The organism is Nostoc sp., from assembly GCF_036917815.1.
In the GTDB taxonomy this organism is placed as follows: domain Bacteria; phylum Cyanobacteriota; class Cyanobacteriia; order Cyanobacteriales; family Nostocaceae; genus Nostoc.
Window position 1 is genome coordinate 37,156 of sequence record NZ_JBALEK010000004.1, and the last position, 16,113, is coordinate 53,268.

Annotated in this window: 15 protein-coding genes; 8 read left to right on the forward strand and 7 right to left on the reverse strand. The window is 39.4% G+C overall.

Features of this window, described 5'->3' with window-relative positions:
- The first annotated feature begins 529 nt into the window (after positions 1–529).
- The 8 genes from V7K97_RS01030 (at position 530) to V7K97_RS01065 (ending at position 10,127) form a co-directional block, all read left to right on the forward strand.
- Positions 530–1,711, forward strand: a complete 1,182-nt coding sequence (locus V7K97_RS01030; RefSeq protein ID WP_334798923.1) for a hypothetical protein — start codon at positions 530–532, stop codon at positions 1,709–1,711.
- Between the two features lie 63 nt (positions 1,712–1,774).
- A complete protein-coding gene (hypF, locus tag V7K97_RS01035) occupies positions 1,775–4,165 on the forward strand; it encodes a carbamoyltransferase HypF (protein ID WP_334798850.1) in 2,391 nt (796 codons plus the stop codon).
- A 70-nt stretch (positions 4,166–4,235) separates the two neighbouring features.
- Positions 4,236–4,511, forward strand: coding sequence for a HypC/HybG/HupF family hydrogenase formation chaperone (locus tag V7K97_RS01040; RefSeq protein ID WP_334798851.1), 276 nt, complete (start codon positions 4,236–4,238; stop codon positions 4,509–4,511).
- A 235-nt stretch (positions 4,512–4,746) separates the two neighbouring features.
- Positions 4,747–5,925 carry a hydrogenase formation protein HypD gene (hypD, locus tag V7K97_RS01045; protein WP_334798852.1) on the forward strand — a complete coding sequence of 393 codons (1,179 nt, stop codon included), beginning with the start codon at positions 4,747–4,749 and terminating at the stop codon, positions 5,923–5,925.
- Between the two features lie 57 nt (positions 5,926–5,982).
- A complete protein-coding gene (gene hypE / locus V7K97_RS01050) occupies positions 5,983–7,086 on the forward strand; it encodes a hydrogenase expression/formation protein HypE (protein WP_334798853.1) in 1,104 nt (367 codons plus the stop codon).
- 20 nt (positions 7,087–7,106) lie between these two features.
- Positions 7,107–7,448 (forward strand): hydrogenase maturation nickel metallochaperone HypA, encoded by a 342-nt coding sequence (gene hypA / locus V7K97_RS01055; RefSeq protein WP_334798854.1) that lies wholly within the window; start codon positions 7,107–7,109, stop codon positions 7,446–7,448.
- On the forward strand, positions 7,439–8,245 hold the full coding sequence (gene hypB, locus V7K97_RS01060) for a hydrogenase nickel incorporation protein HypB (protein ID WP_334798855.1): 807 nt from the start codon (positions 7,439–7,441) through the stop codon (positions 8,243–8,245). Before hypA ends, hypB begins: the two co-directional genes overlap by 10 nt.
- A 298-nt stretch (positions 8,246–8,543) precedes the next feature.
- A complete protein-coding gene (locus tag V7K97_RS01065) occupies positions 8,544–10,127 on the forward strand; it encodes an alpha-amylase family glycosyl hydrolase (RefSeq protein ID WP_334798856.1) in 1,584 nt (527 codons plus the stop codon).
- Between the two features lie 144 nt (positions 10,128–10,271).
- On the opposite strand, the gene V7K97_RS01070 is transcribed toward V7K97_RS01065, so the two are convergent.
- From V7K97_RS01070 to V7K97_RS01100, 7 genes are all read right to left on the reverse strand, one after another.
- Entirely contained in the window at positions 10,272–11,738 is a 1,467-nt protein-coding gene (locus V7K97_RS01070) for a Fic family protein (protein ID WP_334798857.1), read from the reverse strand.
- 155 nt (positions 11,739–11,893) lie between these two features.
- The gene (locus V7K97_RS01075) at positions 11,894–12,268 is read right to left on the reverse strand and encodes a hypothetical protein (RefSeq protein WP_322667938.1); all 375 of its coding nucleotides are present in this window, start codon (positions 12,266–12,268) and stop codon (positions 11,894–11,896) included.
- Positions 12,258–13,265 (reverse strand): LLM class flavin-dependent oxidoreductase, encoded by a 1,008-nt coding sequence (locus V7K97_RS01080; RefSeq protein ID WP_334798924.1) that lies wholly within the window; start codon positions 13,263–13,265, stop codon positions 12,258–12,260. The genes V7K97_RS01075 and V7K97_RS01080 overlap by 11 nt, the downstream gene beginning before the upstream one ends.
- A gap of 148 nt (positions 13,266–13,413) precedes the next feature.
- On the reverse strand, positions 13,414–13,776 hold the full coding sequence (locus tag V7K97_RS01085; protein WP_334798858.1) for a hypothetical protein: 363 nt from the start codon (positions 13,774–13,776) through the stop codon (positions 13,414–13,416).
- A gap of 459 nt (positions 13,777–14,235) precedes the next feature.
- On the reverse strand, positions 14,236–14,547 hold the full coding sequence (locus V7K97_RS01090; protein WP_334729052.1) for a hypothetical protein: 312 nt from the start codon (positions 14,545–14,547) through the stop codon (positions 14,236–14,238).
- A 2-nt stretch (positions 14,548–14,549) separates the two neighbouring features.
- The gene (locus V7K97_RS01095; protein ID WP_334798859.1) at positions 14,550–14,831 is read right to left on the reverse strand and encodes a hypothetical protein; all 282 of its coding nucleotides are present in this window, start codon (positions 14,829–14,831) and stop codon (positions 14,550–14,552) included.
- Between the two features lie 35 nt (positions 14,832–14,866).
- The gene (locus V7K97_RS01100) at positions 14,867–15,289 is read right to left on the reverse strand and encodes a hypothetical protein (protein ID WP_334798860.1); all 423 of its coding nucleotides are present in this window, start codon (positions 15,287–15,289) and stop codon (positions 14,867–14,869) included.
- Positions 15,290–16,113 lie beyond the last annotated feature (824 nt).

The window sequence follows — 16,113 nt, forward strand, 5'->3', positions numbered from 1 at the left end:
TAGTCTTATTAAACTCTATAGGATTCCTATTTGATTTCTGAACATAATTAAGTACTGTAGGGTGCGTTACGATAAAATCTGTAACGCACCCTTCGTAAGGATTTGGTGGATTATGCTGTGGCTAACATACCCTACCTATCTTTTTAAAAATCAAATAGTAGTCCCAAGACGGTTCGGTTAAGGTTTTTTGATGAAAATTCGAGATCACAAAGACGCGATAAATCGCCATCAAAACGAAAGACTGATTATTGTAGAGACGGCGATTCATCGCGTCTCTTGCCTTAACCGAACAGTATTGATAGTAGTCCTATATCTATTGTCAATATAACTTTGCTTACTCGTACAGACCACCCTTTTAAAACTTGAAATAAAAAACTAATCTAGCTTTAAAAAGGATGTTAGCTTGAAACTAATTTATGTAACTATTAATTGGAATGAGTGATAATCTGCTATTTTTGATACACATCTTTTTAGACTGATAAGCTTGGATATTAATGATAACTTATCTACAATTACTCCTCAACTAAAATTGCCACTAAAAAAAACAGTAAATCACCAAAATTTACCTCTATCAACTGATGGTTCAAGTGTGATTTTAGGTAATCATATTGAACCAGAACAATTAGTGATACCTGTAGCACCCAGTCGCACAACAATGTTCGGGCCTCGTGCTGCTTGTTTGTTATCAAAAACTGGACCATTATGGGTATCAGATACGGGACATCATCGATTATTAGGATGGCAGAATTTACCCACAAGAGATAATCAACCGGCTGATTGGGTAATTGGACAACCTGACTTTTATCATGAAGGACAAAATGCTAAAGGTACACCGGGAAGAGCAACCTTAAGTGTACCAACTGGAATTTGTGCTTGTGGCGAAGGATTAGCTGTAGCAGATGCTTGGAATCATCGGGTTTTGATTTGGAAAAACTTACCAGAAGATAACAATGCTCCAGCAGATTTGGTGTTAGGACAAGGTAACTTTATCGATAATGAACCAAATCGCGGAAGTCAACAAGCATCCGCCAGTACAATGCACTGGCCTTATGGTGTTTTCTATCATCAAGGACGGCTATTTGTTGCCGATACGGGCAATCGAAGGGTATTGATTTGGCATCAATTACCAACAGAAAATGGTCAACCGGCTGATTTAGTTTTGGGACAACCTGATATGATATCTCGCAATGAAAATGGTGGTAGTTCCCCAACCGCAGCGAGTATGCGTTGGTGTCACGATATCACCTTTTGGGGAGAGAATTTGGTTGTCAGCGATGCAGGTAATCATCGAGTGATGATTTGGCAGGGAATACCAACAGAAAATAATATCCCTTGTGCAGTGGTTTTAGGACAAAAAAGCTTTGATTTTGTAGAAATGAATCAAGGAGTTTATTTGCCTAGTGCTAGTAGTTTGAGTATGCCTTATGGTGTGGGAGTATCTGGAGATTGGTTAGTAGTTGCAGATACTGCTAATTCTCGGTTGTTAGGATGGAGAAAGCCAGAATCAATTTTATCATTGCAAGGTGTAGTAGCTAATGGCTTGGCAGGACAAATAAATTTTCAAAGTAAAGGTGAAAATCGAAATTTCGGACTGCCGAAACGAGATAGCTTCAATTGGTGTTACGGGATAAAAATTTGTGGTAATACGGCGGTAATAGCTGATTCTGGGAATAACCGAATATTGCTGTGGCAGTTTAATACAAATTCGTAATGGCGCTCATTTTTTGCTACCGCAACGCTAACGTAATTCGTAATTTTTGAAAATCAGATTTATATGGCGACTGAAGAAATTAGAGTTCGCGGTACTGTTCAAGGAGTAGGATTTCGCCCTACTGTATATCGTCTGGCTAAAGCTTGCGGTTTACATGGAGATGTTTGTAATGATGGACAAGGTGTATTAATTCGGGTATCTGGTAGTGAGGAAGCTTTAACAGAATTTGTTGCCAGATTGCAAATAGAATGTCCACCATTAGCAAAAATTAACGAACTAACTAGAACTAATTACGAAGGTAAATTTCACTTTCATAATTTTGTGATTTCTAGTAGTGTTAATAGTGCAATCAAAACAGAAATTGTCCCTGATGCAGCTACTTGTCTACAGTGTCAACAAGAAATATTCGACCCTTTTAGCCGCTTTTATCGTTACCCATTTACTAACTGCACTCATTGTGGCCCTCGCCTGAGTATTATTCGTGCCATTCCTTATGACAGATGTAATACCAGTATGTCTGCATTTGGTTTATGTTCAGAATGTGGAAAGGAATACCACGATGTTGAAAACCGGCGGTTTCACGCCCAACCTGTAGCTTGTCATGCTTGCGGCCCTACAGCTTGGTTAGAACGCGCTGATGGTAAATCAGTTACTGCTTCTATGTTTTCTATGTTGGATGATGTTGATGCGGTTTGTACCCTGTTGCAAAAGGGTGAGATTGTGGCAATTAAGGGTTTAGGTGGTATTCATTTGGCTTGTGATGCAACACAGGAAACTACTGTACAAAAACTCCGTCAGCGCAAAAGACGCTATCATAAACCATTTGCTTTAATGGCGCGAGATATTGAGGTAATTGAAAAATATTGTATTGTCAACGCTAAAGAAAAAGAATTATTGACAAGTTCTGCTGCACCAATTGTTTTATTACAGGTGAAAGAGAAAGACGGATATGTGGAGAGTTTATTTACTCCTAATTCTCTTCATATTGCATCGTCAGTTGCCGCAGGGCAAAATACCCTCGGTTTCATGCTACCTTATACGCCCTTACATCATTTAATTATGCGGCGGATGAATCGCCCAATTGTTTTAACAAGTGGAAATATTGCCGATGAACCACAATGTATTGATAATGATGAAGCCAGAGAAAAATTAAAGACAGTTGCTGATTATTTTATCTTTCACAATCGGGAGATTATTAATCGAGTAGATGATTCAGTTGTGCAGGTTATTGGCGATAAAGTCCAAACAATCCGCCGTGCCAGAGGATATGCACCAGCACCAATTAGTTTACCGCCAGGATTTGACAATGTGCCGGAAATTTTAGCAATGGGTGGTGAGTTAAAAAATACTTTTTGCCTATTGCGTGAAGGAGAAGCAATTCTCTCTCAACATCTAGGGGATTTAGAAAATGCTGCGGCTTTTAATGCTTACCAAGAGACTTTAAATTTATATTTAAATTTATTTGAACATAAACCAGAAGTAATTGCTATTGATAAACATCCTGAATATCTCTCAAGCAAACTTGGTAAAGAACTTGCGGACACAAATCAAATCAAAATTCATCAAATCCAACATCATCACGCCCATATTGCCGCTTGCATGGCAGAAAATAGGATTCCTATAGATTCATCTCCAATATTAGGCATTGCTTTAGATGGTTTAGGTTACGGCGACGATACTACACTTTGGGGTGGAGAATTTCTTTTAGCAGATTACCGGAAATTTAAACGACTAGCAACATTTAAATCAGTAGCAATGGTTGGCGGTGAACAAGCAATTTATCAGCCTTGGCGTAATACTTATGCCCACTTAGTAGCTGCTAACCTCTGGGATGATTGCGAACAAAAATATACTGATTTGGAAATATTTAAATTCTTGAAAAATAAACCACTTAAGCTACTCAATCAACTTATAGAGAAAGGGATTAACTCTCCTCCAGCTTCCTCAGTGGGGCGGTTGTTTGATGCAGTGGCGGCGGCTATCGGTATTTATCGAGATGAATGTAGCTATGAAGGACAAGCGGCGATCGCAATGGAAGCTATAGTAGATGTTAGCAGCTTAAATAATCATAAAGAAACGCTAATATATCCTTTTAGTTTTAGCTTTTCAGATAGTATTTATTATATAGACCCGCGTCCCATGTGGCAAGCTTTGCTCAATGACTTACAGCAGCAGATTCCACAACCAGTTATGGCTGCCAAATTTCACAAAGGTTTAGCAAATGCGATTGTGGAGATGGTTAAGCATCTTTCTCAAGAAAATCTGATTAGTCAGGTAGCCCTAACAGGAGGAGTATTTCAAAATTGTATATTGTTAGAGCAAGTTACCAAAGGATTACAAATATTGGGAATAAAAGTACTTACTCACAGCTTAGTTCCAGCTAATGACGGCGGGTTATCTTTAGGACAAGCAGTTATTGCAGCCGCCCAATTAATAGATGAGTGTGATATTTGAAAAATTTTGTCCCATAAATAAATCTCTCTGCGTTCTCTGCGCCTCTGCGGTTCGTTTATCTTAAAAAAAAATGTGTTTAGGAATCCCCGGACAAATTGTAGAAATTACCAACGTTAACCATAAATTAGCCATAGTTAACATTGCTGGTGTTAAGCGCGAAGTAAATATTGCCTGCATCGTAGATGAACAACATCCCCCCGAAGCTTGTATTGGCGATTGGGTGCTAGTGCATGTAGGCTTTGCCATGAATCGAATTAACGAACAAGAAGCAGCAGAAACATTACAACTATTCCAAGAATTAGCAGCAGCACAAGCAGGGATTAGTACTTATACTAATTCTGTATGAAGATGTGCCTATAGTGTAAGAAATAAAGAACGAACCGCCAAGTACGCCAAGAAATAAGAAATTAAGAGATTTAGCGCAGCTTCACAAAGAAATGGTATTAAATAATAGACTTTTCTTGTTTCACGTAAAGAAAGGGTTTAAAACTCACCTCTTTCTTCCTTGGCGTTCTTGGTGTCTTGGCGGTTCGTAAAAAACTCCCTACCACAAAAGCGAAATTAACTATTCCCCAATCCCCATGAAATATGTTGACGAATTCCGCGAACCGGAAAAAGCTGAAGCTATACGCCGCGAAATCGCCAAATTATGCAACCAGCTAGAAAAACCTATCAAAATCATGGAAGTATGCGGCGGACATACTCATACCATATTTAAATATGGTATCGAAGAAATTTTACCCCAAGCCATTGAACTAATTCATGGGCCTGGTTGTCCAGTATGCGTTATGCCAAAGGGGAGATTAGATGATGCGATCGCCATCTCTCAAAATCATAACGTCATTTTTGCCACCTTTGGCGACGCAATGCGAGTTCCCGGTTCCAAAACCACTTTACTGCAAGCTAGGGCACAAGGTGCAGACATCCGTATGGTGTACTCTCCTCTAGACAGCCTACAAATTGCCAGAGATAACCCCGACAAACAAGTAGTCTTCTTCGCCTTAGGCTTTGAAACCACAGCCCCCAGCACCGCCTTCACCATTCTGCAAGCAGCAGCCGAAGAAATTCATAACTTTAGTATGTTTTCCAATCACGTCCTCGTGATTCCCGCCCTGAAAGCACTATTAGATAATCCCGACTTACAACTTGATGGATTTGTTGGCCCGGGCCATGTCAGCATGGTAATTGGCACTGACCCATATCAATTTATTTCCCAACAATATAATAAGCCAATTGTCGTCTCAGGATTTGAACCCTTAGATATTCTCCAATCGATTTGGATGCTATTGCAACAGCTAGTAGAAAATCGCTGTGAAGTTGAAAACCAATATAACCGAATTGTCCAAAAATCTGGAAATACAGTAGCGCTACAAGCTATTAACAAAGTTTTCGCAATCCGAGATAGTTTTGATTGGCGTGGCTTAGGTGACATTCCTTATTCAGGCTTAAAAATTCAACCAGAATATGCTGAATTTGATGCCGAACTTAAATTTACCATTCCTAATCTCAAAGTAGCCGACCATAAAGCTTGTAAATGTGGAGAAATTCTCAAAGGAGTCTTAAAACCTTGGGAGTGTAAAGTATTCGGTACAGCTTGCACACCAGAAACACCCATTGGTACTTGCATGGTATCTTCCGAAGGTGCTTGTGCAGCCTATTACAAATACGGGCGACTCTCCACAATTGCCAAAAGAACAATCGCCCAAAAACCAAAAATAACTCAAGAACCTCTCCCCGCTTGCGGCTTCTCCTCAGACTAATAATACTCCGCGTACCTCTGCGCTTCCCTCTGCGTGTCTTTGCGTTTAAAAAAAGTTATGAATATTTCCCCCACAAACTCAATACAAAATCCCCTATTTCAAAAAATAGAACAAATCCGCCGTCGCCAAGGAAAAGTGCAAGATACTCATATAACTCTCGCACATGGCAGTGGTGGTAAAGCCATGCGTGACTTAATTGATGATATTTTTATTAGCAATTTCGATAACCCAATTCTCTCCCAATTAGAAGACCAAGCCAGCTTCAATTTAGCCAGTCTCATGCAACTAGGAGATAGACTAGCATTTACTACAGATTCTTATGTTGTAGACCCATTATTTTTTCCCGGTAGTGATATAGGAGAATTAGCCGTTAACGGCACAGTTAATGATTTAGCTGTCAGTGGTGCTAAACCTTTATATCTAACTTGTAGCGTTATTTTAGAAGAAGGATTACCCGTAGAAACCTTGCGGCGTGTTGCAGCCAGCATGAAACTAGCTGCGAAAAAAGCTGGTGTACAAATTGTCACTGGTGACACAAAAGTTGTACATCGTGGTGCTGCCGATAAACTATTTATTAATACTGCTGGTATTGGTATCATCCCACGAGGAGTTAGTATTTCTGCCCATAACATTAAACCTGGAGATGCCATAATTATTAATGGTGAAATAGGCAATCATGGGGCAGCAATTTTAATTGCCCGTGGGGAATTAGCCTTAGAAACTAATATTGAAAGTGACTGTCAGCCTTTGCATAATTTAGTAGAAACTATTCTCCATGTATGTCCTCAAGTTCATGCTATGCGAGATGCCACACGCGGTGGTTTAGCCACAGTTTTAAATGAATTTGCCCTCAGTTCCGATGTGGGAATTCGTCTCTACGAAGAATCTATTCCTGTGCGTCAAGAAGTCAACGGAGTTTGTGAAATTCTCGGTTTAGACCCCTTATATTTAGCTAATGAAGGTAAGTTAGTTGTAGTTGTGGCAGGTGAATATGTAGAAACTGTTTTATCTGCTATGAAATCTCACCCAGCAGGTAAAGATGCTTGTATTATTGGCGAAGTTATTTCTTCACCGCCAGGTATTGTATTGTTAAAAACAGTTTTTGGTGCTGAAAGGATTGTTGATATGTTAGTAGGCGACCAATTGCCACGAATTTGTTAATTTTTAATAGATTTTATAGTATGCACGAACTGGGAATTACTCAAAATATTGTGGCAATTGTGACTGAACACGCCAAGGGTGCAAAAGTACAGCGAGTCTCATTAGAAATTGGCAAACTTTCAGCCATTATGCCCGATGCTATCCGATTTTGTTTTGATATTTGTACTCAAGATACAGTTTTAGCAGGGGCGACATTAGAAATTTTAGAAATTCCCGGTTTAGGGCGATGTCGGCAATGTGGTGCAGAAATTGCTCTAGATAAACCTTATGGTATCTGTAACTGCAAAAGCGTGCAATTAGATTTAATTACTGGCGAAGAACTGAAAATCAAAGAAATAGAAATAGAGGAATTATGTGTGTAACCTGCGGTTGTTCTGATGATAGCGAAATTAAAATTACTAATATAGAAACAGGTGAAGCTGAACATAAACATCATCACACTTTACCAGATGGTACTGTCATCACTCATTCTCATATAGAAGCGCCTCAAATTCATGCCAAAATACACAATACAACGATATCCTTAGAACAGGATATTTTAGCAAAAAATAGTTTAATAGCTGCCCAAAATCGGGGATGGTTTAAAGGTCGAAATATTCTCGCCTTAAATTTGATGAGTTCTCCCGGTGCTGGTAAAACAACTCTTTTAACGCGAACTATTAATGATTTAAAGCATCAATTATCTATTAGCGTCATTGAAGGCGACCAAGAAACTGCTAACGATGCCAAAAAAATTAAAGAAACAGGTTCTAAAGTTATCCAAATCAATACCGGAACAGGATGTCATTTAGATGCATCAATGATAAACAGAGGTTTACAACAATTGAATCCGCCGTTGGACTCAGTTGTAATGATTGAAAATGTGGGAAATTTAGTTTGTCCAGCCTTATTTGATTTGGGAGAACAGGCAAAAGTAGTAATTCTCTCAGTTACAGAGGGAGAAGATAAGCCGCTAAAATACCCGCATATATTCCGTGCTAGTGACATCATGATTCTCACTAAAATTGATTTGCTGCCTTATGTAGATTTTGATTTGCAAAAGTGCATAGCTTATGCTAAGGAAGTAAATCCCCAAATTCAGATTTTTCAAGTTTCTGTAACTACTGGTGCAGGGTTAGATAATTGGTATAAATGGCTAACTGAAAAGGTGGTAGGGTAATTGCTAAAGCGATCGCACCATACCCAATACTGCTAGGTTAAGAATATTAGTAGCTTGGATTGAGGCAATGTATTACCCAACAAACCCCGTTAAATGTTGGGTTTCGTTCCTCAACCCAACCTTATAATAAAAACTCTGCGGACCTCCGCGCTTTCCTTCTCTGCGAGACGCTTTGCGAATGCGTCCCTCTGCGTTTAAACTAAAACCGAAAATCCCTCTACGGGTTCATGAAAACTCAAAGTACTTTTTATAACATTACAGATGCACACTTCCATTTTCAATCAGTGCGTAAATCCTCATGGCTAAAGTTGAAGAATTGACACCCCAACAACTCTCCGAAATAGACCTGAAACCACGAGGGAGAGTTTATCCGAGTCCTATCAGTTGGCGCGACCAGTTTTTGTACCAATTGATATTAGATAGATTCAGTGATGATAATGAAAATCAAAGGGAACTTTTTAACCATACCAACCCTTCAAAATTCCAAGTCAAAGATAAAGCCGACTGGATGGCAGCAGGGACAAAGTTTGTAGGTGGTACTCTTAAAGGAGTTAAGAGTAAGTTGGACTACTTGCAGCGATTGGGAGTAACAACGCTGTGGATTAACCCACCTTGGCAACAACATTCTGAGTTAGAAGCTTACCACAGCGATCGCATCCAAGAATTTTTAGATGTTGACCCCAATTTTGGCACTCGTCAAGATTTAAGAGATTTGATTGATGCTGCCCACGATCGCAAGATGTATGTCATCCTCGATGTAATATACAACCAGAGTGCTGATAACTGGTTTAACAGAGATGAAGTAATTGCAGCGCTAGCCAGAGTTTATCAATATTGGATTGCTCTTTCAGACTGCGATGGCTTGCGGATAGATAGCCTCAAGCACATTTCTCCAGAAGATTCGCGCAAATTCTGCACAGCAATTGCTGAATACGCCCAATTCATCGGCAAAGAAAACTTTTTACTGACTGGGGAAATGACTTCCGGTAGTATGGCTAGTGCGTACATAGACATTATTGGTCGCAATCTCACTGCTGTATTAGATATCGTGCAGTCCCCTAATGAATTGACTGCATTAGCAAGGGGATTAGTACACCCAAAACAATTTTTTGATTTGTATAGCGAAAACAATCTTGCTGGAGAATACCGCCAAGTTGGAATATATCATCTCTCCATCTTGGATGATGGTGATATGTCATTCCGTGCCAATAAGCAGCGATTTGCCGCATACAGCAACGTGCCTAATCTCTATGAGCAAGTTGCTCATGCTGTGGGTGTGCAATTAACAATGCCAGGAATTCCTGTTATTTATTATGGAACAGAACAGGCTTTTGATGGTAATGAAGGCGATCACGATTACAGTATAGAAGGTGAACGGTCTGCGGAAAATAGATATATCCAAGAAGCAATGTTTGGCGGTGCTTTTGGCGCATTTCAAACAGCAGACTGTCATTTCTTTGATATCGACCATCCTACCTATTTGCGAATAGCTGCGATCGCGCGTATCCGCAACCGTCAAGATAAAATTGGCAAAGCACTGCGCCGTGGACATCACTACCTGCGCGAAACATCCTTTCACAACTCCCCCTTCTCCATTCCCGGACAAGGTGAATTAGTTGCTTGGTCACAAGTTTTATTTGACACTGAAGTGCTAATGGTGCTGAATACCAACGGCTTAGAAAATCGGCGTGCAGAAGTGACGGTAGATACTTACACGCATCCTCAAGACTCAAATATGACTTTTCTATACAAAAGTGATTGGAGCAATGCCGATTTACGTAATCCACGGCAGAACCAAACTATAGCTGTGCAACATCACGATGATGGTCGCGCAACTGTAGAAATTGATTTGCCTCCTTCAGGAATGGCGATTTTGGCGTAAGCAAACACCAGCATTGGGGCAAAGCTTTGGGATAAAAAGCGGGTTTAAATTTACAACTTTTTACCAGAAGCTTTGCCCCTGCAATTATTAAATATCTCCATTCTAATTTTTATCCGATTTTTCAGAAAATCTTCTTAATGACCATTAAAGACTTCTATTCCAGTATTCCAATCCTGTAATAATAGCTTCTTCTAGCCACTCATTGAAGCGCTTCACCAAGTTATCTTCTTCATCTGCATAAGAAAATTGGAATGGTGATTCCGTTAAGGGTTGAATATCACTAATATTGCGATCGCCTTCTTCTGTATCATCTCTGTGATAGGCACATACAGAACATACAAGTAAGCCTAAATATTCGTGTCCTAGAACATGAAATGAAAGCAAAATAACTGTAGGTGTCTCTACTCTAATAATCAATTGCACCCAACTATGATAGCTTCGGAGATTAGCAAAGTAACCTTGCTGTTTTGCTGTCTCCACAATTTGATAACGATGATAATATGAACGCTCGTCCCCGGCTGAAGCTGATACTGTAAAAACTTGAGGATCTTCTACTAAATTTTGTACAGATAGCTTGATTTCTTCAGAAAGATTTTGCAGACGATTGGATGCTATGTCAAACAAATTTTCGGCAAATCTCTCAGCTTTTTGACATCGTTCTGTAATGGACGATAACTGACGCTGTTTAAGTTTATCAGTAATAGATGCGAGAATAGTACGAGTCTGCCTTGTTTCTGACAATATTTGTTCTGATAAGCCCAGACTGCGGATAAATGACTGTTTCTGACTTTTAGCAAACAAACTAATCAACCCAGAAAATTCACCTTTATCTGCTTGTTCTAAAGATGCAATATAAGCTGAACGATCATCACGAGTAAGTACAAGAGGAAACCATTTAGCTTGAATAAAAACTAGGCTAGCAAGACAGCGAGCAACTCGCCCATTTCCATCTTGAAATGGATGAATTTGAGTAAATCGATGGTGTAGCCATGCAGCTTCAACTTCTGGTGCAACTTGGTTTTCTTGATGCTGATGATGCCATTGAATAAGATTATCCATCTCAGATGCTACCTGTTCTGGTGGACAGTACTCATAAATAGAACCGTCTGCTCTCAATGGATTATTAGGCTGCTTTTTCCAATCACCTCGGATCAGAGGAACACTAATAATTTGTCCTGTGGATGGAATTAAAGCTTCTGTATTAGTCTGATTTCTCGTAAGTAACTGATGCAATTCTTTGACATAAAACGGCGTTAGAGAACGTTGACCACCGACAAAATCAAATAATCCCTCAATTGCCATTTCTTGATCTTGAATTAAAGCTACAACTTGCTTAATAGGTCGGTCTGTAGCTCCATGTGGGATTAGTGCCTCATTTATACCTTGCTCAATGAGTAATCGGGTAATACCTCGGTCAATTGTGTAAAGTCGCTCTATAATTCCGGTTTCAATTGCTATTTCCCGGCGCATCTTTTCCATAAAAATCTTGAATGCACCAGAGTTGCGAAGGCGGTCAGCTTGTTCATTCCAGACAGTAACTAATGGTGGTAGCTCAGAGCTAGCCAATTTTTGGCAATCTTGCGGTAAATTATCTATTGGTTGCCAGTGCATACACTCTAATTTATCTGAAATAACAAGAAAACAAGGATTATATTGTAACTCTTCTAAAATTGCAACACCCTGCACTTTAAAAGTACAGGGTGGAAGGCAGCGATAAGAGTGAATAAGCTATATTTTGTGTGATTCCCAGTTCATGCTTATTTACCTCAAAGCCAATCTCGATAAGCTGATATTTCATTTACGCTGATTTCAAATGGCGTTCCTTTGCCAAATGGCGGATAAACGCGAATTTTGCCATTGCTAGCAAACCGCTCTAACCTATTACCCAACTGGGGAATATTGCTGACGATATGCCAGTAAGATACTAAGTCAGGGCAATCAATAATTAATGTGAGGATGGTAGCATTTGTGGTGAGATACCACTGACAATTAGATAACAGGACTCGCGTAATGCGATCGCAGGCTAGATAAAAGCATCTGCCTGTAGACTGTTCTAGCTCCATTTGCAGCATTCCATCCTGTTTCGTTACCTCAGTGGGAGGCAAATCATCGGGAGGAAGCAAATATAGTTTAGAAGACATAATTTCGCACCTCTTGGTTGTAGCGCGTCAAACTGTCCAGGTTTTTTTGCAAATCCGCAGACGAGGGTTTGAGTGCTAGCGTACCTAAATTTAATTCGTCCTGAAATTTCTTGATTTTGTCTCGACAAGTCTCCACATCACCGATAATTGAATTTTCAATCAAATAATCTTCATCGAAACAAATATTTGTGCGATCGAATGGTTTTTGGTTGGGATTCGCACTATTTTTCAATACTTCAGCCGAATTAGCTTTCATTTTCTGGCTAAATTGGCGAACGAAAGGTAACGCTTCACTCACAGCCTCATCAAATGTTTTGCCAACAAAAAAGAAGCGTGCCAGCACAAAGTTTTCCGCACCACTAGAATTTAAGGCTCGATATTTGGCAACAGTATCCTTCAATCTCTCTAGGGAAAATGGCGGCCCACCCATTAAGCTGAAGGAATGTTTTGCAGCCAACTCGATACCATCATCACCGCCAGTGGCAACATACACTGGTATTTGACTCTGCAATGGTTTTGGGTAAATTGTCAAGCGATCGCATTGATAATACTTGCCATTAAATGATACATCAGTTTCATATAACAGCTTTTGGATTAATGCGATCGCCTCTAGCATCTTGGGACGGGATTCACTTGGGAGTGTCGCAAAATGCTTATTTTGTTGGGGAAAGGGGCCACCTTTGGCAACTCCAAATAGTAATCGTCCATTGCATAGGTTATCCAGAGTGGCAATATCTTCCGCTACCCGAATCGGGTTATGGAATGGCAGCAACACCGCCGCCGTGCCTAATTTGATAGTTGAAGTCAATCCCGCCAAGTGTGCCATTAACAGCAACATCGACGGGCTGAGATTGGATTCACTAAAATGGTGTTCACTCACCCAGGCTGACTCAAAACCCAAGCTTTCTGCCTGTTTTACTAGCGCGACTTGCTCAAACATGGCACGACGAGCATCTTGGTGAAAATTATCGTAATTGCAGAAAATTCCAGTTTTCATTACTTGTGTTGATACTTTGTACTCACCGTAGATGCTGGCTATTCTAGTGGTCGATAGGTTTGTAATAAGCATTTTAATGCTTAAATATTTGACGACTAAAGTGCTTACTACAAACCTATTTATCCCTCTCAATTAATGCGATGAATCACTAATTTGCAACCCACTGCAACTCCAACCATAGGCGTGGGTTGTTTTGTTTGACCTTCGACATCGGATCGCGCAATAATCGCTTGGCATTCATGCAGACAACCTGGATTAAACCCATATTGTCTGCTACTTCTCTGAGTATTTCTTTTTGAGCTTGCACACAGGAAATCATTTCGTCAGAGCAATAAATTCCTATATATTGCAAGCGTCTAGCAGGTCGTCCCCAAAAACAGGTGATGACTTTCACATAACACCCGTCTAGTAATTCCCCAACTTTTGGGTAATAGTGGTTGAGGACTCTGGTGAATTCTTTGGCTAAGATATCTTCAGCAATCATTGGAACTGATATTTCTGTAGCGTCCATCACGCTATTTAATATAACATAATTTTATCAGTTAAATATGACAAAATAGCTGATTAGGTTTAAATAAAATATTAAATATTACATAAAAAAAGAGGTGCACCTTATTTGGTATCACCTCAGATTTGCGTAAAGCATCTTTATATTCAATGAAATATCAAAGTATTGGTTTTAAGAGGATGTCTGAGAAGTATCACATATTTGTTGATCCCCCCTAGCCCCCCTTAACAAGCAGGGTGGTTTCATACAAATAGAGAAAAACTATAAATAGCTTTCTCATTGCCTCTCTCCGCTTCGGGGAGAGGTTTGGAGAGGGGTCAAAATCTATGGTTCTACATGAGAAATCAAGACTAAGGTGAGATGCTCCCAAATACTATGATGTTGAAAATTATGAATTCAAATAGAATGCATTTAACTAGCACATCTCAATATTGAATTCTAACTTTTGAATTTTAATTATTATTACCGAGCATTGCGTTCACAAACTAAGACTTCTGCGACGATATCCGGTACATTTACAAAGTCTGCAAATCCTTCAGAACCACGGATTGGTGAAATAAATGTATAGTTTGGATCGCACACTCCATTGTCATAGACTTGAAGAAACCACCTATCAGGAAATCCTTCTACACCTAGTTCTACGGTGTACCAACTCTCGCCAATCAGACGAGAGTTAAAGATTGTGAACCACTCTCTATTTTCTTCTGAAATATTCCAATCTGCCATTAGCAGTTCTAAAGCTATTTGTCCCGCATCCGTTGAAGTCAACAGCATTTTTACTCCTTATTTACAACTTCAGCATTTGCAACTTCAGTATTGGGAACTTCGGGGTATAAACCCAATTCTTTAGCTAGCTCACGCGCCACAAAAAATAAAAATTGGGCACCATCTTGATTGCCTTCATGGGCAAACATAGTTGCTACTTGTAACATTGTTTGTACTAAGCCAGAATCAATCAATTCTGGCTGAGATTCCAAAATTTCTGGTTCTTGACCATTTGGGCATCTGAGTAACTCATCAATCAGATTAAAATACAGTTGTTGGCGTTGTTCTGTCATGGTAATTTTGTTGATTTGAGTAAATTGTGAATTGGTTACTGTTCGATACTTTGCCGCCAAAGCCTTTCTAACATTTCAACTTGTTCTTTTAAAACAGCAGCACGATGAACAAGATATCTGTCGTAAAAGAGAATCCCTAACCCAACACAAATCGGGGTTAACAAGAAGAACCATTGCAGGATATTGGCAAATTTATATTGTTCAGCAACAGTCAGCATTTGATGAACCACATTACGATCAGAGGATTGAATGCTAGTCTGAGGGGAATGTGTACCCTCTGTCTGGGGAGCCAAGGTGAGAGCATCTGTATTAGTGTTGTTAACTTCGGCAGCTAAATTCTGAGATTTTACTAACTCCAGATGTCGCTCCCAAATTATGCCAAATACTACTAGTTCTGGTGAAAGCACTGCTAAAGTAACGACGCAAACTGTAAGAACATTTAAAAGTTTGGCTTTCATCTTGGCCTCCCTTGCTAGGTAGTATGCACCCAGTAAGAAAATATCTTTTGCTGTTTCTCCAAAGTAGCTATATATTTCTACCTTTTAAACAGTTTTGATATTAAAATATGTGTAACGGGTAATTTTCACAATTGTTAGTTATCAGTTATTTTTCTAATCACCACTGAATACTGACTAATGAAAAGTTACCAACATTTTTACAAAACGTAGGATTATTCAGTCAGAAATAACGCACTTAGATTCTAGAACCTGGTTTCATCCTGCTCTCAAAAGAGAGATTAAGAAGTCCCCCCTAGTTCACTAAGCTTGCGCTCAGGAATGTTGGGGGGTAGAGGGGAATCTCTGCGTAAATCCTATACGATTTATATCAGCCGCTCTCCACAAAACAGTTTACCCCAGCCCCGTTAAGATTATTAAATTCATTAGAATAGTACTCAAAGCCTGTAATCCTCATCTGATAAGTCTTATAAAAATTCATTGGGGTATGGGTGCTAGTGTTTTCCAGACGGGGTTCTAGTGTTTTCGAGGTGGGGTTCTGGTGTTTTTGCACTCAACCTAAAAGCAATGTGGGCAATGGTTAATGACTGTTTTTGATGCAATTTAGGCCTGAAAAAATCTGCACTCAAAAGAAATTATCAATGTCTCCCGATCAAGATAGACTAATAAATTTAAAAAAGCAATTAAATATTTTGAAAGTAAATTATCTTTCCATAACAAAGAGGAAATAATTAGAAAAATTATTCATATATACAGAATTTCAGAAATTTAATCTCAGTCTCAGAGACAATAATCAGCAATTCCCAATGGTAAAATATCAGGATGGC